The sequence below is a fragment of the Ruegeria sp. BC8 genome, from assembly GCF_056535705.1.
Window position 1 is genome coordinate 1,512,668 of record NZ_JBQFIV010000001.1, and the last position, 23,364, is coordinate 1,536,031.

Annotated in this window: 23 protein-coding genes and 1 tRNA gene; 9 read left to right on the forward strand and 15 right to left on the reverse strand. The window is 59.5% G+C overall.

From position 1 onward, the window contains the following. Positions 1-8 precede the first annotated feature (8 nt). Complete coding sequence (locus tag ACR3EK_RS07715; RefSeq protein WP_093962074.1) at positions 9-1,379, reverse strand: class II 3-deoxy-7-phosphoheptulonate synthase; 1,371 nt, start codon at positions 1,377-1,379, stop codon at positions 9-11. Between the two features lie 169 nt (positions 1,380-1,548). Between ACR3EK_RS07715 and ACR3EK_RS07720 the strand changes: the two genes are divergently transcribed. Next, positions 1,549-2,553, forward strand: a complete 1,005-nt coding sequence (locus ACR3EK_RS07720) for a GlxA family transcriptional regulator (RefSeq protein ID WP_170338595.1) — start codon at positions 1,549-1,551, stop codon at positions 2,551-2,553. Positions 2,554-2,556: 3 nt separating this feature from the next. Here ACR3EK_RS07720 and ACR3EK_RS07725 read toward each other — a convergent pair whose 3' ends face one another. Further along, positions 2,557-2,967 carry a hypothetical protein gene (locus ACR3EK_RS07725; RefSeq protein ID WP_480633079.1) on the reverse strand — a complete coding sequence of 137 codons (411 nt, stop codon included), beginning with the start codon at positions 2,965-2,967 and terminating at the stop codon, positions 2,557-2,559. A 32-nt stretch (positions 2,968-2,999) separates the two neighbouring features. After that, complete coding sequence (locus ACR3EK_RS07730; RefSeq protein WP_480633080.1) at positions 3,000-4,097, reverse strand: PQQ-dependent sugar dehydrogenase; 1,098 nt, start codon at positions 4,095-4,097, stop codon at positions 3,000-3,002. Positions 4,098-4,264: 167 nt separating this feature from the next. Here ACR3EK_RS07730 and ACR3EK_RS07735 point away from each other — a divergent pair, with 167 nt between their 5' ends. The 3 genes from ACR3EK_RS07735 to ACR3EK_RS07745 all read left to right on the forward strand — a co-directional run bounded on the left by ACR3EK_RS07735 (position 4,265) and on the right by ACR3EK_RS07745 (position 7,193). Beyond that, complete coding sequence (locus tag ACR3EK_RS07735; protein WP_170338589.1) at positions 4,265-5,446, forward strand: ABC transporter substrate-binding protein; 1,182 nt, start codon at positions 4,265-4,267, stop codon at positions 5,444-5,446. A gap of 131 nt (positions 5,447-5,577) precedes the next feature. Further along, a complete protein-coding gene (locus ACR3EK_RS07740; protein ID WP_093962961.1) occupies positions 5,578-6,366 on the forward strand; it encodes an ABC transporter ATP-binding protein in 789 nt (262 codons plus the stop codon). Continuing rightward, a complete protein-coding gene (locus ACR3EK_RS07745) occupies positions 6,363-7,193 on the forward strand; it encodes an ABC transporter ATP-binding protein (protein WP_480633081.1) in 831 nt (276 codons plus the stop codon). The genes ACR3EK_RS07740 and ACR3EK_RS07745 overlap by 4 nt, the downstream gene beginning before the upstream one ends. 246 nt (positions 7,194-7,439) lie before the next feature. Here ACR3EK_RS07745 and ACR3EK_RS07750 read toward each other — a convergent pair whose 3' ends face one another. Further along, the gene (locus ACR3EK_RS07750; protein ID WP_170586709.1) at positions 7,440-8,024 is read right to left on the reverse strand and encodes a hypothetical protein; all 585 of its coding nucleotides are present in this window, start codon (positions 8,022-8,024) and stop codon (positions 7,440-7,442) included. Positions 8,025-8,060: 36 nt separating this feature from the next. Between ACR3EK_RS07750 and ACR3EK_RS07755 the strand changes: the two genes are divergently transcribed. The 3 genes from ACR3EK_RS07755 to ACR3EK_RS07765 all read left to right on the forward strand — a co-directional run bounded on the left by ACR3EK_RS07755 (position 8,061) and on the right by ACR3EK_RS07765 (position 10,824). Continuing rightward, complete coding sequence (locus ACR3EK_RS07755) at positions 8,061-9,071, forward strand: branched-chain amino acid ABC transporter permease (RefSeq protein ID WP_093962081.1); 1,011 nt, start codon at positions 8,061-8,063, stop codon at positions 9,069-9,071. After that, a complete protein-coding gene (locus tag ACR3EK_RS07760) occupies positions 9,068-10,381 on the forward strand; it encodes a branched-chain amino acid ABC transporter permease (protein WP_170357869.1) in 1,314 nt (437 codons plus the stop codon). Before ACR3EK_RS07755 ends, ACR3EK_RS07760 begins: the two co-directional genes overlap by 4 nt. Positions 10,382-10,569: 188 nt before the next feature. After that, positions 10,570-10,824 carry a hypothetical protein gene (locus ACR3EK_RS07765; protein ID WP_093962083.1) on the forward strand — a complete coding sequence of 85 codons (255 nt, stop codon included), beginning with the start codon at positions 10,570-10,572 and terminating at the stop codon, positions 10,822-10,824. 42 nt (positions 10,825-10,866) lie between these two features. On the opposite strand, the gene ACR3EK_RS07770 is transcribed toward ACR3EK_RS07765, so the two are convergent. Continuing rightward, complete coding sequence (locus ACR3EK_RS07770; RefSeq protein ID WP_480633082.1) at positions 10,867-12,414, reverse strand: helicase HerA-like domain-containing protein; 1,548 nt, start codon at positions 12,412-12,414, stop codon at positions 10,867-10,869. Positions 12,415-12,883: 469 nt separating this feature from the next. On the opposite strand from ACR3EK_RS07770, the gene ACR3EK_RS07775 reads away from it, so the two are divergent. Next, complete coding sequence (locus ACR3EK_RS07775; protein WP_480633083.1) at positions 12,884-13,495, forward strand: invasion associated locus B family protein; 612 nt, start codon at positions 12,884-12,886, stop codon at positions 13,493-13,495. Between the two features lie 50 nt (positions 13,496-13,545). Here the strand turns inward: ACR3EK_RS07775 and ACR3EK_RS07780 are convergent, their stop codons facing one another. The 4 genes from ACR3EK_RS07780 to ACR3EK_RS07795 are packed head-to-tail and all read right to left on the reverse strand — an operon-like array spanning position 13,546 to position 17,793. Then, a complete protein-coding gene (locus ACR3EK_RS07780) occupies positions 13,546-14,754 on the reverse strand; it encodes a beta-ketoacyl-[acyl-carrier-protein] synthase family protein (RefSeq protein WP_093962085.1) in 1,209 nt (402 codons plus the stop codon). A gap of 9 nt (positions 14,755-14,763) precedes the next feature. Beyond that, positions 14,764-15,021 (reverse strand): acyl carrier protein, encoded by a 258-nt coding sequence (locus ACR3EK_RS07785; RefSeq protein ID WP_093962086.1) that lies wholly within the window; start codon positions 15,019-15,021, stop codon positions 14,764-14,766. A gap of 32 nt (positions 15,022-15,053) precedes the next feature. Then, positions 15,054-16,145: a UDP-3-O-(3-hydroxymyristoyl)glucosamine N-acyltransferase gene (lpxD, locus tag ACR3EK_RS07790; RefSeq protein WP_480633084.1), complete on the reverse strand. Its 1,092-nt coding sequence runs from the start codon at positions 16,143-16,145 to the stop codon at positions 15,054-15,056. A gap of 37 nt (positions 16,146-16,182) precedes the next feature. Continuing rightward, positions 16,183-17,793 (reverse strand): L,D-transpeptidase family protein, encoded by a 1,611-nt coding sequence (locus ACR3EK_RS07795; protein WP_480633085.1) that lies wholly within the window; start codon positions 17,791-17,793, stop codon positions 16,183-16,185. A 354-nt stretch (positions 17,794-18,147) separates the two neighbouring features. On the opposite strand from ACR3EK_RS07795, the gene mepK reads away from it, so the two are divergent. Beyond that, positions 18,148-18,717: a peptidoglycan L,D-endopeptidase MepK gene (mepK, locus tag ACR3EK_RS07800; RefSeq protein ID WP_170338571.1), complete on the forward strand. Its 570-nt coding sequence runs from the start codon at positions 18,148-18,150 to the stop codon at positions 18,715-18,717. A 131-nt stretch (positions 18,718-18,848) separates the two neighbouring features. Here the strand turns inward: mepK and ACR3EK_RS07805 are convergent. The 6 genes from ACR3EK_RS07805 to sufC form a co-directional block, all read right to left on the reverse strand. After that, positions 18,849-18,925: transfer RNA gene (locus ACR3EK_RS07805), tRNA-Arg, on the reverse strand. A 78-nt stretch (positions 18,926-19,003) separates the two neighbouring features. Next, complete coding sequence (locus ACR3EK_RS07810; RefSeq protein ID WP_480633086.1) at positions 19,004-20,224, reverse strand: cysteine desulfurase; 1,221 nt, start codon at positions 20,222-20,224, stop codon at positions 19,004-19,006. Between the two features lie 11 nt (positions 20,225-20,235). Beyond that, positions 20,236-20,802, reverse strand: coding sequence for a Yip1 family protein (locus ACR3EK_RS07815; protein WP_093962091.1), 567 nt, complete (start codon positions 20,800-20,802; stop codon positions 20,236-20,238). Then, positions 20,799-21,284: a YIP1 family protein gene (locus ACR3EK_RS07820; RefSeq protein WP_093962092.1), complete on the reverse strand. Its 486-nt coding sequence runs from the start codon at positions 21,282-21,284 to the stop codon at positions 20,799-20,801. Before ACR3EK_RS07820 ends, ACR3EK_RS07815 begins: the two co-directional genes overlap by 4 nt. Then, entirely contained in the window at positions 21,284-22,564 is a 1,281-nt protein-coding gene (gene sufD, locus ACR3EK_RS07825) for a Fe-S cluster assembly protein SufD (RefSeq protein ID WP_480633087.1), read from the reverse strand. The genes ACR3EK_RS07820 and sufD overlap by 1 nt, the downstream gene beginning before the upstream one ends. After that, the gene (gene sufC / locus ACR3EK_RS07830; RefSeq protein WP_149774353.1) at positions 22,564-23,319 is read right to left on the reverse strand and encodes a Fe-S cluster assembly ATPase SufC; all 756 of its coding nucleotides are present in this window, start codon (positions 23,317-23,319) and stop codon (positions 22,564-22,566) included. The genes sufD and sufC overlap by 1 nt, the downstream gene beginning before the upstream one ends. Between the last annotated feature and the right edge of the window lie 45 nt (positions 23,320-23,364).

Sequence of the window (23,364 nt, forward strand, 5' to 3'; positions counted from 1 at the left end):
GACATGCCTCAGCTTGCCGCGCGGTCCTTTCGGTCACGGCGCAGGTTGGTCAGCTCTTCAGCCACCAGGAACGCCAGCTCCAGCGACTGCGATGCGTTCAGGCGCGGGTCGCAGGCGGTGTGGTAGCGGTCCGACAGGTCCTCTTCGCTGACGGCGCGGACGCCGCCGGTGCATTCGGTCACGTCCAGACCGGTCATCTCGAAATGCACGCCGCCGGGGATCGTGCCCTCGGCCTGATGCACGCCGAAGAAATCCCGCACCTCGCGCAGGACCGATTCGAACGGACGGGTCTTGTAGCCGGTGGCCGACTTGATCGTGTTGCCGTGCATCGGGTCGCAGACCCAGGTCACCTTGGCGCCCTCTTCCTTGACGGCCTTGATCAGGCGCGGCAGGTGCTCGCCCGCTTTGCCCGCGCCGAAGCGCGCGATCAGGGTCAGGCGGCCTTCTTCGTTGTCCGGGTTCAGCTTGGACATCAGAACCTTGAGGTCTTCGGCCGTTGTCGTCGGGCCGCATTTCAGACCGATCGGGTTCAGCACGCCGCGGCAGAATTCGACATGCGCGCCGTCGGGCTGACGGGTGCGGTCGCCGATCCAGATCATATGGCCCGAGCCGGCCAGCCATTTGCCCGAAGTCGAATCCAGTCGCGTCAGCGCTTCTTCGTACTCCAACAGCAGTCCTTCGTGGCTGGTGTAGAACTCGACGGTCGAGAATTCATGCGTGGTATCCGCGGTGATGCCGGCGGCCTCCATGAAGTCGATCGTGTCCTGAATGCGGTCGGCGATCTCGGAATACTTCTGCACGTCCTGTTCGTTGGTGAAGCCCAAGGTCCAGGAATGCACACGGCTCATGTCCGCGAAACCGCCGGTCGAGAACGCGCGCAGCAGGTTCAGAGTGGCTGCAGCCTGGGTATAGGCCTGCAGCATCTTTTCCGGGTTCGGGATACGCGCCTCGGGCGTGAAGGCCAGTTCGTTGATGATGTCACCACGGTAGCTTGGCAGTTCTACGCCATCGACCACTTCGGTCGGCGCGCTGCGCGGCTTGGCGAACTGGCCGGCCATACGGCCCACCTTGACCACCGGAACCTTGGCACCGTAGGTCAGAACCATCGCCATCTGCAGCATCACCTTGAAGGTGTCGCGGATCGCATCGGCGCTGAACTGGTCGAAGCTTTCGGCGCAGTCCCCACCCTGCAGCAGGAAGGCCTCGCCACGGCCGGCCGCACCCAAGTGCTGTTTCAGACGCCGGGCCTCGCCCGCAAAAACCAGCGGGGGATACTGCGAAAGCTTGGCCTCGACTTTGGCCAGCGCGGCCGCGTCGGTATAGTCTGGCATCTGAACCCGCGGCTTGCTGCGCCAGTTCGTTTTTTGCCACTCGGTCATAGCTTTGATCTCCGCTGAGGTAATTCAGGTGGTCTCTATACAAAATCCATAGACCAGAGACCATATCCGATTTGCGCCTCTTGACGTCGGAAACAAGCTTTGAGCATGGTGTCGGTCAAATTCGCCGCAGGCCTCGGGCCTCGGCCCGCCGAATCAAGGACAGTTCGCCATGCAAGAGCAACGCCAAGTTGTCACTGTGGACAAGCGCGCGGCCAAGCCGCTCAATTTCGTATTCGTGTTGCTCGACAAGTTTTCGTTGCTGTCTTTTGCCTCGGCACTGGACAGCCTTCGGATTGCCAATCGGATGGCGGATCAGCAGATCTATACCTGGTCGCTGGCCGGTGAAGGCGGAGAGGTGGTCAGCTGCTCGGCCGGGACGACGTTCGAGCTTGACCGCGATCTGGACGAACTGCAGCGGGACGAGGTGATCCTTGTATGTGGCGGCGTCGATGTTCAGGCGGCGACCACCAAAAAAGTCCTGAACTGGCTGCGCCGCGAAGCGCGCAAAGGTTTGAAGATCGGTGGCTTGTGCACGGCGGCCTATACCCTCGCCAAGGCCGGCCTGCTGGACGGCAAACGCGCCACCATCCACTGGGAAAACGCCGACAGCTTTGCGGAAGAGTTCGAAAACGTCGAACTGACGAAATCCGTCTTTCTGATCGACGGCAACCGGATGACAACGGCCGGTGGCACCTCGTCAATCGACCTGATGCTGAAACTGATTGCCGACGATTACGGTGAGGAGTTGGCCAATGCAGTGGCCGACCAGATGATCTATTCCTCTATCCGCACCGATCAGGACACCCAGCGCCTGTCGACGCCCACGCGGATCGGTGTGCGCCACCCCAAGCTGAGCCAGGTCATCCTGATGATGGAGAAGAACATCGAGGAGCCGATTTCGCCCTCGATCCTGGCCAAGGATGTTGGCATGTCGACCCGCCAGCTCGAGCGGCTGTTCCGCCGGTATCTGAGCCGTTCGCCCAAGCGCTATTACATGGAACTGCGGCTGCACAAGGCGCGCAACCTGCTGATGCAGACCGACATGAGCGTGATCAACGTGGCCTTGGCCTGCGGTTTTGCCAGCCCCAGCCATTTCTCGAAATGCTACCGCGCGCATTACAACACCACGCCCTATCGCGAGCGTGGAACACAGAGCGGACGGCTGTCGGTCTGACGCCTAGAACTTCGCCAGAATGGGCTCGGCGCTGGTGTTGATGCTGAACTGCAGAACCATCACGCCGTCGTCACGTTGGTGCAGAAGGGCGTAATAGTAGAGATAGCTGTTCTTGTCGTTCCAGTAGATCCGCATTTCCTGCGCGAACCCGTTCTCAAGCTCGACCCGTTTGGCAACGTCGGCATTGGCCAGGTAGTACGGAACAAGGTCACGCAGCTGCCCTTGCAGGACTTGCATCTGCTGCGGCGTGTATTCGTCGGCGCCGCCCAGCCGGGTGATGACGTTCGAGAACTCGCGGTTCTTGATCTTGGTGTCGACGAAGGCTTCGTAACCGGCATAGGTCGCAAAAACCTCGTCGGCCGCGGCAGGAAGTGTCGAAAGGGACAAAAATATCGCTGCGAGAATGCGGAACATATCAATCCTCATAGAAGTGTATCGCTGCACTCCTAGGACGAACGGGAAATCCTGTAAACCGCACCCTGCCCGACCGAGATGAACCAGATCGCACCGTCTGGTGCCTGCAAGATGTCGCGGACCCGCTCGGTCTCGGGGCCTTTGATCTGCTCGACCTCGCGCAACGGGTTTCCGGACAGCCGTGCGATATAGTCGAATTTCAGCGAACCCACGAAGATGTCACCCCGCCATTCGGGAAACATCCCGCCGGAATAGACCATCAAGCCCGACGGCGCTATAGACGGATCCCAATACAAGCGCGGCTGTTCCATTCCGTCTTTGCTGGTGCCTTCGCCAATCTTCTCGCCGGAATAATGCGTCCCGTAGGAAATGACCGGCCAACCGTAGTTGGCGCCGGGTTTCACAAGGTTCACCTCGTCCCCGCCCTTTGCGCCATGTTCCGAGACCCACAACCGGCCGCTCGCATCAACATCAGCGCCTTGCGGGTTGCGATGACCAAAGGACCAGATCTCGGGGCGGATGCCTTCTTGCGCGACAAACGGATTATCCGCCGGGATCGAGCCATCGCGGTTGATCCGAATAACCGTCCCCATGTGGTTCGAGCGGTCCTGTGCGGTCGGCCTGTCGCCACGATCCCCCAAAGTGATGAACAGCGTCCCGTCCTGCGCCTCGACCACGCGCGATCCGAAATGCCGGCCACCCGAGCCGCCGGGAACCGCTTCGAATATCACCTTAAAGTTGGTCAGCCGCTTGCCGTTCTCGGACAGGCGCGCCACGGCAACCGCCGTACCGGCCCCGCCGCTCTGCGGCTTCGAGAATGTGAGGAACACCTCTCTGGTGCGGTCAAAATCGCGGGCTATGGTTACGTCCAGCAGACCGCCCTGCCCCTGCGCCGCGACTTTCGGAACGCCCCGGACCTTGGTGGCCTTGCCGTCACGTGCCAAAAGCAACTGGCCGTCGCGCTCGGTAACCAAAAAACTGCCATCGGGCAGCAGGCCGATCGCCCAGGGCGTATCGAGGCCGGCAAGCATGGTCGTGACCGAGACCTCGCCTGCGGATGTCTTCAATGACTCGCCCGACGCGACGCTGCCGCAAATCATCAGAATGAGAATCGTGAAAACCCTGATCATATCTATCGCTCCAATCCCGGTCAGAATGAGCCGCCCGGGAACCAAACCCTAGAAAACAAATAGAGTTGTTCAGCCAAAAGACACATTCCTGTTTGGACTTTTCTTTTCTGAACAGCTTGCCTAGGGTCTTGCTCAGAACGAATACGTTCCAACAAGGGAGTAACCTAATGAAAAAGCTGCTTACTGCGACTGCAGCAACCGCATTGCTGGCCGGTGCCGCAATGGCCGAAGACGTCAAACTGGGCGTTCTGTTCGGATTTACCGGGCCGATTGAATCGCTGGCCCCGGCAATGGGTTCGGGCGCCGAACTGGCGATGGCCGAAGTGACCGAATCCGGCAAGCTGCTGGGCGGCGCCACCGTCACCCCGTCGCGTGCCGATACCGGCTGCATCGACAACGGTCTGGCCACCTCGAACGGCGAACGCATGATCGCCGATGGCGTTGCCGGCATCATCGGCGGCGACTGTTCCGGTGTGACTGGCGCAATCCTGCAGAACGTCGCTATTCCGAATGGCATGGTCATGATCTCGCCGTCGGCGACCTCGCCCGGTCTTTCGACGATGGAAGACAACGGGCTGTTCTTCCGCACCGCCCCGTCGGATGCGCGTGAAGGTCAGGTTATGGCCGACATTCTGAAAGATCGCGGCATCAACTCGATCGCTCTGACCTATACCAACAACGACTACGGCAAAGGTCTGGCCGACGCGATCCAGTCGTCGTTCGAGGCCGTGGGCGGTGAAGTGACCATCGTCGCAGCACATGAAGACGGCAAGGCGGACTATTCGGCCGAAGTCGGCGCATTGGCCTCGGCGGGTGGGGACATCCTCGTGGTTGCCGGTTACCTGGATCAGGGTGGTCTGGGCATCATCCAGTCCGCTCTGGACAGCGGCGCGTTCGACACGTTCGGTCTGCCGGGCGGCATGATCGGTGACTCGCTGCCTGCGAATGTCGGCCCCGATCTGGACGGCTCGTTTGGTCAGATCGCCGGTTCCGGCGGTGAAGGCGCCGAGAAATATTTCGCGATGGCCGAAGCCGCGGGCTTTGACGGCTCGTCGCCCTACTCGCCCGAAAGCTATGACGCTGCCGCGCTGTTCATGCTGGCCATGCAGGCCGCAGGGTCGGCCGATCCGGCCCAGTACGGTGGCAAGATCCTGGATGTGGCCAACGCCCCCGGCGAGAAGATCTACCCGGGTGAACTGGCCAAGGGTCTGGAACTGCTGGCCGCTGGTCAGGACATCGACTATGTCGGCGCTTCGGGTGTCGAACTGATCGGTCCGGGCGAAAGCGCTGGGTCCTACCGCGAGATCGAAGTGAAAGACGGCAAGAACGAGACCGTCAAGTTCCGTTGATCCGTCAGCTGACCGCATGATACCAAGCAGCCCGGGCCTTGTGCCCGGGCTGTTTCAATGACAAAAGGCGCCACCTTATCTTTGGGATGGGGCAACACGAAGAACCGCGAAAGCCGCGGACAGGGGAACACATGATCGTCGTCGAGGACGTGCACAAGCATTTCGGCGGTTTCCATGCGGTGGACGGGGCATCGCTGGAGATCGAAAAGGGCTCGATTACTGGCCTGATCGGTCCAAACGGGGCCGGAAAAACCACTCTTTTCAATGTGATCGCGGGTGTTCTGCCTCCGACCAGCGGCAAGGTCTGGATGGATGGCGAAGACATCACCGGCCTGCCGCCCCATGATCTGTTTCACAAGGGGCTGTTGCGCACCTTCCAGATCGCGCATGAGTTCTCGTCGATGACGTGCCGCGAAAACCTGATGATGGTCCCCGGTGGCCAATCCGGTGAATCGCTGTGGAACACATGGTTCGGCCGCAAGCGGATTGCGGATGAGGAACGCGCCCTGCGCGCCAAGGCCGACGAGGTGCTGGAGTTCCTGACTATCGAACACTTGGCCGACCACAAGGCGGGTCAGGTCTCGGGCGGCCAGAAAAAGCTGCTGGAACTGGGTCGCACGATGATGGTGGACGCCAAGATCGTGTTCCTGGACGAGGTCGGCGCAGGCGTGAACCGCACCCTGCTTATGACCATCGCCGATACGATCCTGCGTCTGAACAAGGAACGCGGTTATACCTTCGTCGTGATCGAACACGACATGGATTTCATCGGCAAGATCTGCGATCCGGTGATCTGCATGGCCGAGGGCAAGGTTCTGGCGCAAGGCACGCTGGACGAGATCAAGGCCAACGAGCACGTCATCGAGGCCTATCTGGGCACTGGGCTCAAAAACAAAGACCAGTTGGAGGCCGGGGCATGAGCGACAATCCCTATCAGGATGCCAAAGGCAACAAGGACGCCTCGATCACCAACACGCATGGGATCGGCACGATGACGCCGGCCCATCGGGTAAGCGGCAAGACCCACCGTGTAGAAGGCGGTCCATTCCTGATCGGTGACACCATGACCGGCGGGTACGGCAAAGGCCCCGACATTCTGCACGATTGCACGATCGCCGTGGACAAGGGCGAAATCGCCGTGATCGTCGGCCCCAACGGCGCTGGCAAATCCACCGCGATGAAGGCCGTCTTCGGCATGCTGGACGTGCGCGCCGGATCGGTGCGGTTGGATGGAGAGGACATCACCAACCTCAGCCCGCAGGACCGGGTGATCAAGGGCATGGGCTTTGTACCCCAAACGCAGAACATTTTCACCTCGATGACGGTTCAGGAAAACTTGGAAATGGGCGCGTTCATCCGCACGGATGATTTCTCGGACACGATGGAACAGGTGTTCGAGCTGTTCCCGATCCTGAGAGACAAACGCAACCAGGCGGCGGGCGAGCTCTCGGGCGGACAGCGCCAGCAAGTGGCCGTCGGCCGCGCGCTTATGACCAAGCCGAAGGTGTTGATGCTGGACGAACCGACTGCGGGCGTTTCGCCGATCGTGATGGACGAGCTGTTTGACCGCATCATCGAAGTGTCGCGCACCGGCCTTCCGATCCTGATGGTCGAGCAGAATGCACGCCAGGCACTTGAGATCGCCGACAAGGGTTATGTGCTGGTCCAGGGGCGCAACGCATACACGGGAACCGGCAAGGAACTCCTGGCGGACGAGGAAGTACGCAAGTCGTTTTTGGGCGGCTAACCGACGCTTTTCAGAAATCGGTTTTTCATGGGGCCAGTCGGGATTCTCGACTGGCCCTTTTGCTTGATCGCATTGCGCAAAATTGAAGGCCAGAAGATGGCAATCGGTACTTTAGGCCACGCCCTCCTTCCTGAGAACCATTATTAGGTATCTGTAAAATATAGTTTATTTCTCTGAAGCCCACCGGTTCAAAAAGCCTGTGGAAATTCCCGCAATGCCAATCTGCTGCTTTAATCAGGTCAAATTTCAAAAATATCGCTGCGCCCGAACCACTACACCAATCCCAGAAACGCGCCCCAGTTGGGGGCACAGAAATTGGAAGTCAAAATGAAGAAATGGATGATCGCCGCACTGGTCGCACACTTGGCAACTGGCGCTGTGGCTCAGCAACGCGAGTTTGTGTGCATATCGGATATTGATGGAACCGAGTACCGGCTGACGCGGCTTGAAGGCAAGCAAAAGGGATCGGTCAAATTCGGTGACACGACCGGGGATGCTCAGGTGTTTCCTGGCCTGAACAACATGACGTTCATCCTGGCGACCGAACAGCATGTCATGACCTTCTTCGTCAAAAGCCCGGATCTGTCCTACAACCTGTCCATTCGCCGTCCGGTCCTTCAGAATGACCGCGGCCAATGCACGGAAACCGGTGCCTAGCCCCGCAATCATCTGTGATTTCAGGCCGCGTCCCACATGGTGGCGCGGTCTTTTTCTTTCGGGGATCAGCAGACGGTTGGAGCGCGCATGATCAATGTTCGCCAAACCGCATAAAAACATGCACAAAGCCGCAAAAATCATGCTCCAAATTGTTGTGTCTTTCGTCGGCGTCATGCCATAAAGCCGCACCCGGACAGTGAGAAGAACATAATGGACCTACTGAATGCGCTTGTTGCGCTTGCGAACTTTGTGATCGTGCCTGCGGTTGCCTATGGCAGCCAGTTGGCACTTGGGGCGCTGGGGGTCACCCTGATCTACGGCATCCTGCGATTTTCCAACTTTGCCCACGGGGATACGATGGCCTTCGGCGCAATGATTGCCGTGCTGGTCACCTGGGGTCTTCAGGCGGCAGGGATCGGGTTCGGGCCCCTGCCGACGGCGCTTCTGGCGCTTCCGTTTGCGATCCTCGGGTGCATCCTTCTGGTGCTGATCACCGACAGGCTGGTCTATCGGTTCTACCGCGAGCAAAAGGCCAAACCTGTGATCCTTGTGATCGTGTCCATGGGTGTGATGTTCATCATGAATGGGCTGGTGCGCTTCATCATCGGTCCCGATGACCAAAGGTTCTCGGATGGGGCACGGTTCCTGATTTCTGCGCGGGATTTCAAAAAGATGACCGGGCTGGATGAGGGGCTTGCGATCAAGACCTCGCAGGGTATCACCGTGATCGTCGCCGTCGTTGCCGTCGCCTTGCTGTTCTGGTTCCTCAACAAGACCCGCACCGGTAAGTCGATGCGCGCTTATTCCGACAACGAGGATCTGGCCTTGTTGTCCGGCATCAACCCGGAACGTGTGGTGATGATCACCTGGATCATCGTTGCGGCACTGGCCACGACGGCCGGGGTTCTCTATGGGCTGGACAAGAGCTTCAAGCCATTCGTCTATTTCCAGCTGCTTCTGCCGATCTTTGCCTCGGCCATCGTGGGCGGATTGGGTAACCCGATTGGGGCTATCGCAGGCGGATTCATTATCGCCTTTTCCGAAGTCACGATCACTTATGCCTGGAAGAAGGTGCTGACTTACCTTGCCCCGGAAAGCCTCGAACCTTCGGGCCTGGTGCAGTTCCTGTCCACCGATTACAAATTCGCCGTCAGCTTCGTCATTCTGCTGATCGTGCTTCTGTTCAAGCCAACAGGTCTGTTCAAGGGGAAAGCGGTATGAACGAAGCAGTCAAAAACACCCTGCTTTTCGTGATTGTCGGCGGGCTGATCCTGCTGACCGGTTTCGTTCAAAGCTGGAACACGGCGATCTTGATTCTGAACATGGGTCTGATTTCCGCGATCATGGCGATCGGTGTGAACCTGCAATGGGGCTTTGCCGGACTGTTCAATGTCGGCGTCATGGGTTTTGTTGCGCTGGGCGGACTTGCGGTTGTGCTGGTCTCGACCCCTCCGACACCCGGAGCCTGGTCCGCGGGCGGGTACGGGATCGTGCTGGCGCTTCTGCTGGGGGCGGCGACCGTTGTCGCAGCCGTGATGGCCGCGCAAAAAATGCCCAAGGGCCGGGCACGAACGCTGGCGATCATCGCAATCCTCGTCGTCGGGTTCTTCGTCTATCGCGCGGTGTTCGACCCGAGCATCGCTGCCGTCGAAGCCATCGACCCAGCCATTGCGGGAAATATCGGCGGGCTTAATCTTCCGGTGCTGCTTGCGTGGCCGGCGGGTGGGCTATTGGCCGCGGGCGCTGCCTGGCTGATTGGCAAGACGGCGTTGGGTCTGCGCTCGGACTACCTTGCGATTGCCACGCTGGGCATCGCCGAGATCATCATTGCGATCATGAAAAACGAGGACTGGCTGGCCCGTGGGGTCAAGAACGTCTACGGCATCCCGCGCCCCTCACCTATCGTGGGCTATGAGATTGACCTGCAGAGCGACCCGTCCTTCGTCGAACGTGCAGCCTCATTCGGGCTGGACCCGGTGACCGCTTCGACCCTGTGGGTGAAACTGGGTTATGCATTCCTGTTTCTGATCGTGCTTCTCATCCTGCTCTGGATGGCTCAGATGGCGCTCAAAAGCCCGTGGGGCCGCATGATGCGCGCGATCCGCGACAACGAGGTCGCCGCCGAAGCCATGGGCAAGGACGTCACCCGCCGTCATCTGCAGATCTTCGTTCTGGGCTCAGCCATCTGTGGCATTGCCGGGGCGATGATGACGACGCTGGACGGCCAGCTGACACCCAGCGCCTACCAACCGCTCCGGTTCACCTTCCTTGTCTGGGTGATGGTGATCGTCGGCGGTTCCGGCAACAATTTCGGCTCGGTCCTGGGGGCCTTTCTGATCTGGTTCCTGTGGGTCGAGGTCGAACCGATCGGTCTGTGGCTTATGAACCTGATCACTTCCAGCATGCCAGATGGCAGCGCGCTTAAGGCCCACCTGATCGAAAGCACGGCACATATGCGCCTGTTCACGATGGGGCTTATCCTGCTGATTGTTCTCAGATTCAGCCCAAGGGGCCTGATCCCCGAGAAGTAGACATCTTTCATCACGAAACCGTCAGGCCGCGCCATGCGAATGGCGCGGTTTCTTGATTGCGGCTTGAAAAATCAATAGACGCATTCACACTCTATGAACCATATCGGCGCATATTGTTCGAAACACCACTCACCTGATGCGCCGATCTTAACGAGTAAACTCTGACCCAGAAGAAAAGTTCTTGCACCATGAAGACTTCCACAAAGAAAATTGCCCTTATGGTTCCGGTCCTGGCTGTTGTGGCCGGATGTATCCCAAGCCCCCGTGAACTGGAAACCACACCCGTCCAGGTACAGACGCCCAAGGGCGTCGTGACCTGCCAACTGTATCGCCAGGATCGGGTTGACTGGGATCGCGCGATTGATTTCCCGGCCACCAAGATGTCGGTTCCCGAAGCTGACGCCTATTGCCAGCAGGAAGGACAGCGGCGCCTCAAGCGCTGACGCGGCACGCCCAGCCAGTTCCGGCTGGCAGGGCGATGAAACTCAACGGTTGCGAAACAGCCCGCCCAGAATGCCGCGAACGATGCGGCGTCCTGTGGTTCCTTTCAGCTCTTTGATGACTGCCTCGCTCATGGCAGAGGCAAAGCTGTCTTGCTTTCGGACCGATCGTGCAGACGATCGCCCTACTCTGCTGCCGCTGTATCTGCGCGCCGCCGAATACTCCCGCTCGGACACCGACCGGGTGTCGTCTTGCTCCTCGGGTTCGGCTTCCTCGGCCTCGGCCGCGGCCTTGGCCGCGCGCGCCTGCAGGATTTCGAATGCCGATTTGCGATCCAGAAGCGTTTCGTACTTTCCGGCCATCGGAGACGCCTCCATCACAGCCTTGCGCTCGGCGTCGGTAATCGGGCCCAGTTGTGAACCCGGCGGACGTATCAATGTTCGCTCGACCATACCGGGGGCGCCCTTTCGTTCGAGCATCGAGGTCAACGCCTCGCCCACTCCGACCTCCCGGATCGCGGTTTCCGTGTCGAAGGCCGGGTTTTCCCGATAGGTTTCCGCGGCCAGCCGCAAATTCTTGCGATCCCGCGCGGTGAAGGCGCGCAAAGCATGTTGGACGCGATTGCCCAACTGCCCGAGGATATCTTCGGGAATGTCGGCCGGGTTCTGAGTAATGAAGTAAACCCCAACGCCTTTGGATCGGATCAATCGCGCGACCTGCTCGACCTTGTCCACCAGAACCTTGGGCGCATCGTCGAACAGCAGATGGGCTTCGTCGAAGAAAAAGACCAGCTTGGGCTTGTCGGGATCGCCGACTTCGGGAAGTTCCTCAAACAGTTCGCTCAGCAGCCACAAAAGGAACGTGGCATACAGCCCGGGCGCGCCCATCAGCTTGTCAGAAGCCAGGATGTTGACCATCCCGTGGCCGTTTTCATCCAGGCGCATCAAATCCGACAGTTCGAGCGCGGGCTCACCAAACAGCCGTGCGCCGCCTTGGTTTTCCAACACCAGCAATCGTCGCTGTATGGCACCGATCGAAGCGGTCGAGACATTTCCATAGCGCAGGGACAGCTGCGACCGGTTTTCACCAATCCAGACCAGAAGAGCCTGCAAGTCCTTGAGATCCAGCAGCGGCATTCCCTCTTCATCCGCAACCCGGAAGGCGATGTTCAGCACACCTTCCTGCGCTTCGCTCAGGTCCAGAAGCCGGGAAAACAGCAGCGGCCCCATCTCGGTAACCGTTGTCCGGACAGGGTGGCCCTGCTCACCAAACAGATCCCAGAACGTGACCGGGCACGCGGCATAGGAGTAATCGGCAAACCCGATACGCTGGGCACGGTCCATGAAGGCCTGATGCAACTTGTGATCGGGGCTGCCGGGACGCGCCAGTCCGGACAGGTCACCTTTGACGTCAGACAGGAAAACAGGAACACCCTGCTGCGAGAACCCTTCGGCCAGGATTTGCAGGGTCACGGTCTTGCCCGTCCCCGTTGCACCGGCAATCAAGCCGTGCCTGTTTGAATATTTCAGCGTCAAACCCTGCGGCTGCTTGTAATCAACACCGCCACCGCCGACAAAAACGTTTTCCGTCATATTGATACGTCCCAAAACTTAGCGTCCCGGCACCACCATACAAACTTAACCTTTGACTGCGATAGTGATTTTGCCCGCCTCGCAATTCCCTCGGGTGGTGGGCAAACTTCCTCCCTGTCGACTGGCTGTGCTTTCGGGCACAGCCCTTTTTTTTGAAATTGCCAAGTTTCTGCTTGTGGAAACATTAAATTTCGCTGTTAGCAGTTGACCACTGGGTTCGCCTCTCGTAACGTTCGGGCATAACTAAGTCGGCCAGTCCGACGGGGAGATACATTGATTGAAGGGAGCCGCACGTACGGCTCCCTTTGTCGTTTGTACTCAAAGGCTTCCCGGCGTCACTTCAGGTGACCTATGATGGGTCGGCGAAAATCCGTCCAATCCCTTGTGCAGCGCGCGCTTTGCGACTGACATGGCGGAGCAGGAATGCTAGAGACGTTTGAAAAAGCTGTATCAGCACAATGAGGCACTGATGATCACCAAACTTGTTCCAGCCACCCTGGTAACGGCTGCATTGCTGGGCTCAGGCGCGTTCGCCCAGGAAACCACGACTGAAACTCAAGAGCAGACCCAAACCGGTCAGACCACGGATACCGGCTCCGACTTGGATCTGGGTCAAAGCGGCCCGCGTGTCGGCGAGCAATATGTCCGCGAGAAGTCGGGCGACTGGGAGATCTCCTGCATCAAGGCGCAATCCGGCGATGACCCCTGTGCGATGGTTCAGATTCTCAACGGTGCGCAGAATGAACCTCTGGCCGAGATCACCGTTGGCAAGCTGCCCGCCGGTGGTGCCGCCGCGGCCTGGGCGAACGTCATTGTTCCTCTGGAAACTCTGCTGCAAGCACAACTGGCCATCTCGATCGATGGCGCACCTCGCAAGCTGTACAACTATCATCACTGTGTTCCGGTCGGTTGTGTTGCGCAGCTGGGTCTGACCCAGGGCGACATTGACGCGATGAAAGCGGGAACGAAGGCTACCATTTCACTGGTGCCCGCACGCGCGCCCGATCAGGTTATCAACATGGATCTGTCGCTGAGCGGATTTACCGCTGCCTTTGACGGCCTGGAGGTCAACACCAACTGATCACGCCAAGATGAATGACCAAAGCCGCCATCCCCCGATGGCGGCTTTTTTCATACCTTCTTGAGGGCTAAGACCGCGTTCAGACCGCCAAACGCAAAGGCGTTGCTCAATGCCACATTCACCTCGGCCTCGCGCGCCTCGTTTGGTACGACGTCCAAAGCGCATTCCGGGTCGGGTTCTTCATACCCTATGGTCGGCGCTATCACGCCGTCACGGACAGCCATGATACAGGCCAGCAGTTCAACCGCGCCGGTTCCGCCGATAAGGTGGCCGTGCATGGATTTGGTCGACGAGATCATCAGATCGTCGGCATGGCGTCCGAACACATCCGCTACTGCTGCGCATTCGGTCTTGTCATTGGCGGCGGTTCCGGTGCCGTGGGCGTTGATATAGCCCACGTCACTTGCGTTCAGCCCGGCGTCCTTCAAGGCCCCGGCCATGGCACGGGCCGCGCCCTGCTTGCTGGGCATCACGATATCCGTCGCGTCCGAAGACATCGCATAGCCCGCAACCTCACACAGAATTTCAGCGCCTCGAGCACGCGCATGTTCGTATTCCTCGAATACGAACACACCGGCGCCCTCGCCCTGAACCATGCCATTGCGATTTGCGCTGAACGGCCGGCAGGCGTCCTTCGACATAACCCGAAGGCCTTCCCAGGCCTTGACCCCGCCAAAACACAACATGGATTCCGACCCGCCGGTAATCATCGCCGGGGCGGCGCCACTGCGCACCATCTGGAACGCCAGCGCCATCGCGTGGTTGGACGATGCACAGGCCGTCGAAACGGTGAAGCTGGGGCCTTTGAGGTTGTGCTCCATCGAAATGTGGCTTGCCGCCGCGTTGTTCATCAGCTTCGGCACGACGAATGGATGGACCCGGTTCTTCCCGTCTTCGTAGACCGAGCGGTAGTTGTCATCCCAGGTCGAAACACCACCGCCGGCCGTTCCCAGAACGACCCCCGACCGAACGGCCAATTCGCCATGAAACTCCAGCCCCGACTGGTCGATCGCCTCTTTGGCCGCAGTCAGAGTGAATTGCGTGAAACGGTCATACAGCGCCATCTGCTGGCGATTGAACCGACCCTCGGCCTCGAACCCGCGGACCTGGCCGCCAATTTTGATGCTCAGTCGGTCGACATCACGAAATTCAAGCTCGGAAATGCCGCAACGGCCTTCGCGCATCGCTTCCAGGGTGTCGGGCACGGAATGGCCCAGCGAATTGATCGTGCCAGCGCCGGTGATGACAACCCGTTTCATGACCGCGGATCAAACCTTTTCCGCGACCAGCTTTTCGATCCCGGCAATGATCGCCGCAACATTCGAAATGTCGAAATCACTTGCCGTCGGTTCGTTGGCGTTGAAGGGGATCGAGATGTCGAATTCTTCCTCGATGGCAAAGATGCTTTCAACCAGGCCCATGCTATCGATTCCGAGATCTTCCAGAGAGCTTTCGGGCGTCACGTCGGACGGCTCCAGCACGGCCTGCTCTGCAATGATTGCGATGACGCGGTCGCTGATGCTCATGTCGTTCCCCTGATTGTCGCGTTGCGGTTGATTTAATCGCTCGACGAGGGTTTGAAAACCGTCTTTTTAAGCGCCTCTACGTCACGGGCAATGCGTGGAAGCCGACGCTGCGCCTTGTAGATTTCGGTGTGCGTTTCCATTTTCACGCCCGGATAGCCCATGATCACACGACCTGCCGGGACATTCGAAAGTATCTTGGTTCCGCCGCCCGCGATCACGCCGTCACCGATGAAAATATTGTCGACGACTCCGGTCTGGCCACCCAAAACCACGTTGTTGCCGATCTCGACTGAACCGGACACTCCGGTTTGACCGCACAGCAGACAGTCTCTGCCGACCTGGGTGTTGTGCCCGACATGAACAAGGTTGTCCAACTTGGAGCCGTCTCCGATGACGGTGTTGCGGATTGTGCCGTTGTCGATGGTGCAGTTCGCGCCAACCTCGACATCATTGCCGATCTGGACCGCACCCAGAGAATGGATGCGCAACCAACTCTGCGCCTTGGCGTCTCCGGCGTCGCCCATGGTCTTGCGCACGTTTTCCACACCAGAAACCTCGGGCGTGACAAAGCTGAACCCATCCCCGCCGATCCTGGCTCCGGGTTGCGCAATAAAGCGATCGCCGATGATGGAACGCGCGCCGATGCTGACCATCTCGCGCAACAGGCAGTTCTGGCCCAACACGACATCCATACCAACGTGGCACTGGGCGCCGATCACCGTTCCGGATCCGATGCGGGCCCGGGGGCCGACAACGGCCAGAGGCCCGATGGACACATCTCCGGCGATCTCGGCCGTCGGGTCCACGACCGCCGAAGGATGGATCCCGGGCGCGACACCCTGCCCCCGGTCCAACATCGTGGTAATTCCGGCCATTGCCATACGGGGGCGGCCGACGAACACGGCGCCCTCCAGACCCAGTGCGCGCCAGTCGGCACCCTCCCACAGAACGGCACAGCGCGCCTGACCCTCAGCAAGCGCCTCGGCGTATTTCGGAGCCATCGCCATAGCCAAATCGGTCGGACCAGCATCCTTGGGCTCGGCCGCCCTCAGAATCGTCAGGCTGGTGTTTCCCTCGGCCGGCGCCCCCAGAGCATCGGCGATTTGCTGTAAGGTGAACTGCATCGCGGGCTTCCTTGTCGCAGGATTTTGCGCCCTGTGCTTACCCCTGAACGTTCGGCAGGGCCACCCCTGCTTTTTGCAGGGCATCCCAAATCTTCTGATCCCGCCCGTAGACATCGCGACGATACTGCACGTCGCCCTTCGGCCCGACGAACGCGGTGCGGTAAATCAGATGAACCGGAACCGGCTGTTTGAGGTCAACCTTGGTTTCACGTCCGGTACCCAGCACCCTGTGGAAAAAGGCCTTGGGGTCCTCTTCCTGTTTTGCCAGCAAAGCATAGGCGAAATCAAAAGGTTGCGCCAAACGAATGCACCCGTGAGAGAAGGCGCGCACTTCGCGTGCGAACAGGCTCTTTTGCGGGGTGTCGTGCAGATAGATGTTGTACTTGTTGGGGAACATGAACTTGACCAGCCCCAGAGCGTTGCTTTGCCCAGGAGGCTGGCGCATCGCAAACGGGAAGCTGCGAGCCGTGAACTGGTTGAAGTCCACCGCATTGCGGTTCACCTGCCGTCCACGCCGATCGGTGATCTCAAGATGCCGGACGGCATTGGGGTTGGCCCGCAACTTCGGCAGGTATTCCTTGGTGATGATCGAGCGCGGCACATGCCAGCTGGGATTGATCACCATGTGCTCCATCACATCCGAAAACTCGGGGCTTTGACGATCGCTGGTGTTTTTGCCGATCACCGCACGTGTTTCAAATGTCACCCGACCATCGTCGACGATTTTCGCGGAAAAGTCGGCCTGATTGACCAGAACATGCCGTGCACCCCTCTCGCGAGGGAGCCAGCGTTCACGTTCCATCGCAACCATCACCGCCTTGAGTCGGTCAGAAGGTGACCGGTTGATTTCGGCAATCGTTCCCTGGCCGGCGACACCATCTGGTTCAAGTCCATGGGCGCGTTGGAAGGCTTGCACCGCTGCCACCATGGAGTCGTCATATTCCGGGCTGGCCGTGGGCTTGAGGAACCCCATCGCAACCAGACGGTTACGCAGCTTTATGACGCTCAGCCCCGTATCGCCGCGCTCGTATTTTCCGGTTGGAACGGTCGGCCCCCATTCGCCATGTTCGTTCAGTGACTGCAGCGCCATCTTCTGCTTGAGCAGCGCCCGGTACTGGCTGGACTGCGGCGGAAGCTGCGCGAGATAAGAGCCGTCGGTGGATTTCATCATCGCCGCAAGATGATCCGAGGCTGGCTTCCGTTCGACCGCACGCACGAGGCCGGCGTCGATCTGAGCCGGGCGCAGCAGCCCGGACTGAATATCCTGCGCATAGCGGACAAACGCCTCGCTCAGCGCAGCCTCAAGCGCCCCGAGATCGCGGTTTGACCGAGCGCTCTGCATCTTCGCCATCAGGCCATCAACGTCATATCGTTCGGCCGGAAGCCCATGCATCTGAGCATGGGACAATGCTTTGATAAGTGCCGACCGACGCGCCGCGTGATCAGAGGTAGGACCGACCCAAATCGGCGCGAATTCCTGTTCTCGATAAAAGGACGCGATTTCCGGGGTTGTCCCTGCGCTTTCCGCGACAGCCATCCGAAACGCGAAGCTCTCAGCCTGGGTCGGAGCCGCCTGAACGGATGTGGCCGACACGGCGATGCTGGCGGCAAACAGAAAAATCGCACAGGTCCGACGGACAGAATTCATGGGATAGCCTTGGTTTTCAATAACTTGGAACACTAGTTTTTGCGCCCGACAATTATGTTTCACGCCTCGGGGGATTGTCCACTCACATTTCCAACAGCACATCACACCGCTGGCCCCCTGATGCGCGTTTGCATCGTCTGAAAAAAAACGAAAGGGATTCAGGCCTGTTCGCCACATTTTTTGTCACTTGCGCAGATTTTCGCCGAAAATTCCCCGTAAGAAAGCACAAGACCAAAAGATCACTTGGCGCAAGAATCCCTCTGTGGCATAAAATCCGCATCTGGGATGGGAAAGAATTAAGAAAGCGCACGTAACATCGTGTGCAGGCAGGAACTGTACGGGACGAAACACGCTATGACCAAGAGCAGTACCTCGGGGATGACCCGGCGTGCCCTATTGGGCGCATTCGCGGCAACGGCAGTTGTTGCAGCACCAACCTACTCAAACGCAGCAGGCTTCCTTCGCGGGGGTGGAGACATCCGCAGGATCCGTATGTATTCGGGTCGCACCGGCGAGCGCTTGGACATGATCTACTGGGTCGATGGTAAATACGTCAAAGACGCGGTCAAGGAAATCAACCACTTCATGCGTGACTGGCGCACCGATCAGTCAAAGGACATGGATCTGCGCACGATCGACATCATGGCCGCGGCCCACAACCTGCTGGATGTGAACGAGCCCTACATGCTGTTGTCGGGCTACCGCTCTCCGCAGACCAACGCCATGCTGCGCCGTCGGTCGCGCGGTGTCGCCAAGAACTCTCTCCACGTTAAAGGTCAGGCTGCGGACCTGCGGCTTGCCTCCCGCTCGGTCTCACAGATGGCCAAGGCAGCCATTTCGTGCCGTGCCGGCGGTGTCGGCCAATACTATGGATCAAATTTCGTGCACATGGATTGCGGCGACGTTCGCTCCTGGCGCGGCTAATTCACTACCACTCACCAACCCCGCAAAAAGCCCCGGCGCATCACTGCCCGGGGCTTTTTGCTGCGCAGCGCCCATCTGGCAATGACGGACACAGGCGTAGAAGCGCTACGCCTTAAAACTCTGGAAGAAAGTGGCGCACCTGAGAGGATTCGAACCTCTGGCCTCTGCCTTCGGAGGGCAGCGCTCTATCCAGCTGAGCTACAGGTGCGTTGGCCGTTAGCTAACCTTGTTCCGATCCGGGTGCAACTGGATTTTGCATGTCGGAACTCGGTTTAGCGACGAACAATCAGGCAAACAATTCGTGCGCCAGTTCCAGCGCATCGATCAGCGTGTCGACCTCATCGGTGGTGTTGTACAGACCAAAACTCGCGCGGCAGGTGGCCGTAACCCCGAGATGATCCATCAACGGTCCGGCGCAATGGTGCCCCGCCCGAACGGCGACGCCCTTCTTGTCGAGAATAGTGGATACATCGTGCGCGTGGCCCGCACCATCCAGCGTAAAGCTGAAGATAGCGGCCTTGTCGGGCGTCGTCCCCTGAACCTGCAGCCAGTTCAGCCCGGTCAGGCGCTGCATTGCATAGTCGCGCAAGCCCGCCTCATGGGCCGCGATGTTGTCCATCCCCAAACCCATCATGTAGTCCAGCGCAACGCCCATGCCGATCGTCTGGACGATACCCGGAGTGCCGGCTTCGAATTTCATCGGCGGATCGTTGTAGATCACCGTCTCCTTCGAGACCTCCTTGATCATGTCTCCACCGCCGATGAAGGGGCGCATTTCCGCCATCCGTTCGGACTTGATGAAAATGGCGCCAGATCCCGAGGGGCCGTACAGCTTGTGCCCGGTGATAGCATAGAAATCACACCCGATATCCTGCAGATCCACCGGCATGTGAACCGCGCCTTGGCTTCCGTCGACCAGCACAGGCACGCCTTTGGCATGGGCGCCTTCGGTGATCGCCTTTACGTCAACCACGGTACCCAGAACGTTGGAACACTGGGTCACCGCCACCAGTTTGGTCTTGGGCCCGATGGCGTCGATCACGGCCTGCGGATCCAGCGCACCACTTGCATCCACGTCCACCCATTTCAGAACGACGCCCTGGCGTTCGCGCAGGAAATGCCAGGGTACGATGTTGGCATGATGCTCCATGACGCTCAGAACAATTTCGTCACCGGCCTGCATCCGTGGCATGGCCCATCCATATGCGACAAGGTTGATCCCCTCGGTCGTCCCGGAATTCAGGACGATCTCATCCTCATTCGCGACATTCAAAAACCGGGCGACGGTCCCGCGCACGGATTCGTATTTTTCGGTCGCTAGGTTCGACAGGTAGTGCAATCCGCGATGCACGTTCGAATACTCGTGCGCATAGGCATTGGTAACCGCATCTATCACCACCTGAGGTTTCTGCGCCGAGGCCCCGTTGTCGAGATAGGTCAGGGGTTTCCCGTTCACCTCACGCGAGAGCATCGGGAAATCGGCGCGGATTTTCTGGACGTCATACATGATCGAATTCCCTAAACAGGCCCGCTTGGGGTCATCAACAGGACGAAAGGTATCGCCAGCAATCCCGAGATGAGGATGACCACAAAGGATTTGCCCAGCGAGTCGAAATGGTGCGCCTGATTGATGAAATGCAGGCTGATGTAGAGGCTGTACAGGCTCATCCCCAATACGAGGATCAGGAACATAGTCGGCGCAATCATCACCATGACGAAGATGATCAATTGGCCCAGAATCTGCAGGAATTGCAGCCAGACCATCAGCAGCATCATACCGTCCAGGCTGCCGGTGCCGCCAATCATCCTGCCGACAAAATGAAACGCGAAGATGCCCAAGAGAACGGCTCCGGCCGAAGTCGCCAACGACTGCACGACCGGTTCAAACGCCATATCCAGCGATGGATCAAGCGCCGGAAACACAAGGGTCGATAGTGATTGAGACAAAGCGTTCAGGACAACGACCAATGCCAGCGCTGTCCAAAGCACATCCCGACCGGGTACTCCGGCCAACAGACGCCTTGCCGCCTCGGCCGGATTTGCCAATGTCAGAACGGCCAGATGTCCCAGAAATGCGGCGTTCATGCCCGCGCCCTTCGTGTTTGAGAAAACCCGGAAAACCAGAACCAGACGAATACCGCAACCCAAAGGGCTCCGGTCAGTGTCTGGACAGGGCCCGGACCGATGAAACCAGCCACCAGCCCGTTCAACAACACCAGCGGTGATGAGGCGAGCAGAGCCCAGAACAGCGCAAGCCGCGCCTGATAGGACGTGGTTGCACCGCCGAACATGCGAGAAATCAGGTGAGTCCCCCATGCAAGGACGTAAAACAGCAACGGTAGAATGAAGACCGACCCCAACAGGGCCCCACCCATCAGCATGTTCAGGTCCAGCCCCTCAAGATGGGCACGGCGCGCAAGGCCCGGCAACTGTGCGATAAAGCCAATCACACAGAACGCCATGACAAAGGCCAGCGCGCGGTCTTCGCGCGGGCCCATGTCCAGAAGTCGACGCACAACTCGACCGGGCCCGCGATAGGAGGCGACGATATCGGTGGTCACCGGCATCAGCTGTGCCGCGCCAACCAGCCTTCCAGCCGCGAGACGATGTCCTCGGCCAGCGCTTCGTCTTCGATCTCTTCCACGGCTTCTGCCAAAAAGGCCAGCGTCAGCATGTTGGTCGCTTCCTTGGCCGGAACCCCGCGCGAGCGCAGGTAGAACATCGCGGTCTCGTCGATGGCACCCGAGGTCGACCCGTGCGAGCAGGCCACGTCGTCGGCATAGATCTCAAGCTCGGGCTTGGCCAGGAACTGACTGTCGTCATCCAGCAGCAAAGACTGGCTGATCTGGTAGCCATCGGTCTTCTGAGCGCCTTCCTTGACCAGGATCTTGCCTTGGAACACGCCGGTCGCGCCGTTGCGCAGAACCTTCTTGAACACCTGACGGCTTTCGCAGTTCACCGCGTCATGGGTGATGAACACCGTGTCGTCATGGTGGAAGTCGCCATCGCCCACGCAGGCGCCGGCCACATGCGCCACCGCATCGTCGCCGGTTAGCTCGACCACCTGTTCATTGCGCGTCAGCACACCATTCACGGTCAGGGTGAAAGACTTGTAGACGGAGTCCTTGCCCAACCGGGTGAACATATGCGTCGCGGCACGGCGCTGATGGTCCCTGCCCTGCGCCCGGACATGGTGCAGCGTGCCGCCATCGGCGATGTCGATCTCGATGCACTTGTTGAACCGCGAGGCCGCCGGGCCATTCTCGAGAATCGTCACCTCGGCGCCGCTTTCCACGCGGATCACGTGGTGCAGGATCGCGTCCGAGGTCTCGGAGTCGTGGCGATAGATCAGACTGATCGGCTTGGACGGGTTGCCGGTCACATGGATCGCCACGCCGTCCTGCGCAAAGGCGGTGTTCAGCGCCGCCAGCGGGCGTTGAACCGGGGTCTGGCCCCGCTCCTCGAGCACGCCGTACAGTTGCTTGGCCCAGTGGATGTCCTTGCAGCAGATATCCTCGAGCCGGTCGATGCTCACGCCTTCCAGCGTCAGGTCATCGCTGTCCTCGGGGCTGAACACGCCATCGACGAAGACGATTTTAAGGCGGTCGAACCCGTCAAAGACCATCGGTTCGTCGGTGTGGAATACCTCGGCCGTTGGGGCCTCGGGCGAGGTAAGCGTATCGGGACGCGTGTATTTCCAATACTCGTCGCGCCGCCCGGGCAAACCCATGGCGCGCAGCCGGGCCAGGGCCGCCTCGCGTGCGTCGCGGGTGCAGCCGGCTTCGGGCATGCGCAGCGTGGCCAGCCGCGCTTCGGTCGCGGATTGTTTCACGTCGGGCAAGGCCATCAGTTCACCTCGGCAAGAATGTCGGCGTAACCGTTGTTTTCGACTTCCAGCGCCAGCTCGGGCCCGCCGGTCTTGACGATCCGGCCATCGGCCATGATGTGCACCACGTCGGGTTTGATGTGGTCCAGCAGACGCTGATAGTGGGTGATCACCAGGAACCCGCGGCCTTCGTCGCGCAGCGCGTTCACGCCCTCGGCCACCAGCTTCATGGCATCCACGTCAAGGCCCGAGTCGGTCTCGTCCAGGATGCACATCTTGGGCTCGAGCATCGCCATCTGCAGGATTTCGTTGCGCTTCTTCTCGCCACCCGAGAAACCAACGTTTACGGGGCGCTTCAGCATGTCGGCGTCGATTTTCAGTGACTTGGCCTTTTCGCGCACCAGCTTGAGGAAATCCGCGGCCGACAGTTCTTCTTCGCCGCGCGCCTTGCGCTGGGCGTTCACGGCGGTCCGCAGAAAGGTCATGTTGCCCACGCCCGGGATCTCGACCGGGTACTGGAACGCCAGAAACAGACCGGCGGCGGCACGCTCTTCCGGCTCCATCTCCAGCAGGTCCGCGCCATCCAGAGTCGCCGAACCCTCGGTGACCTCATACCCGTCACGGCCCGACAGCACATAGCTGAGCGTCGACTTGCCCGAGCCGTTCGGCCCCATGATCGCGTGTACCTTCCCGGCCTCGACCGTCAGGTCCACGCCCTTGAGGATCTGCTTTTCCTCTTCCTCAAGTTTGACGTGCAGGTTCTTGATTTCCAGCATGTTTTGTCCTTTTGCGTATCGTCGGGACGCGCCGGCCCCGGTCTG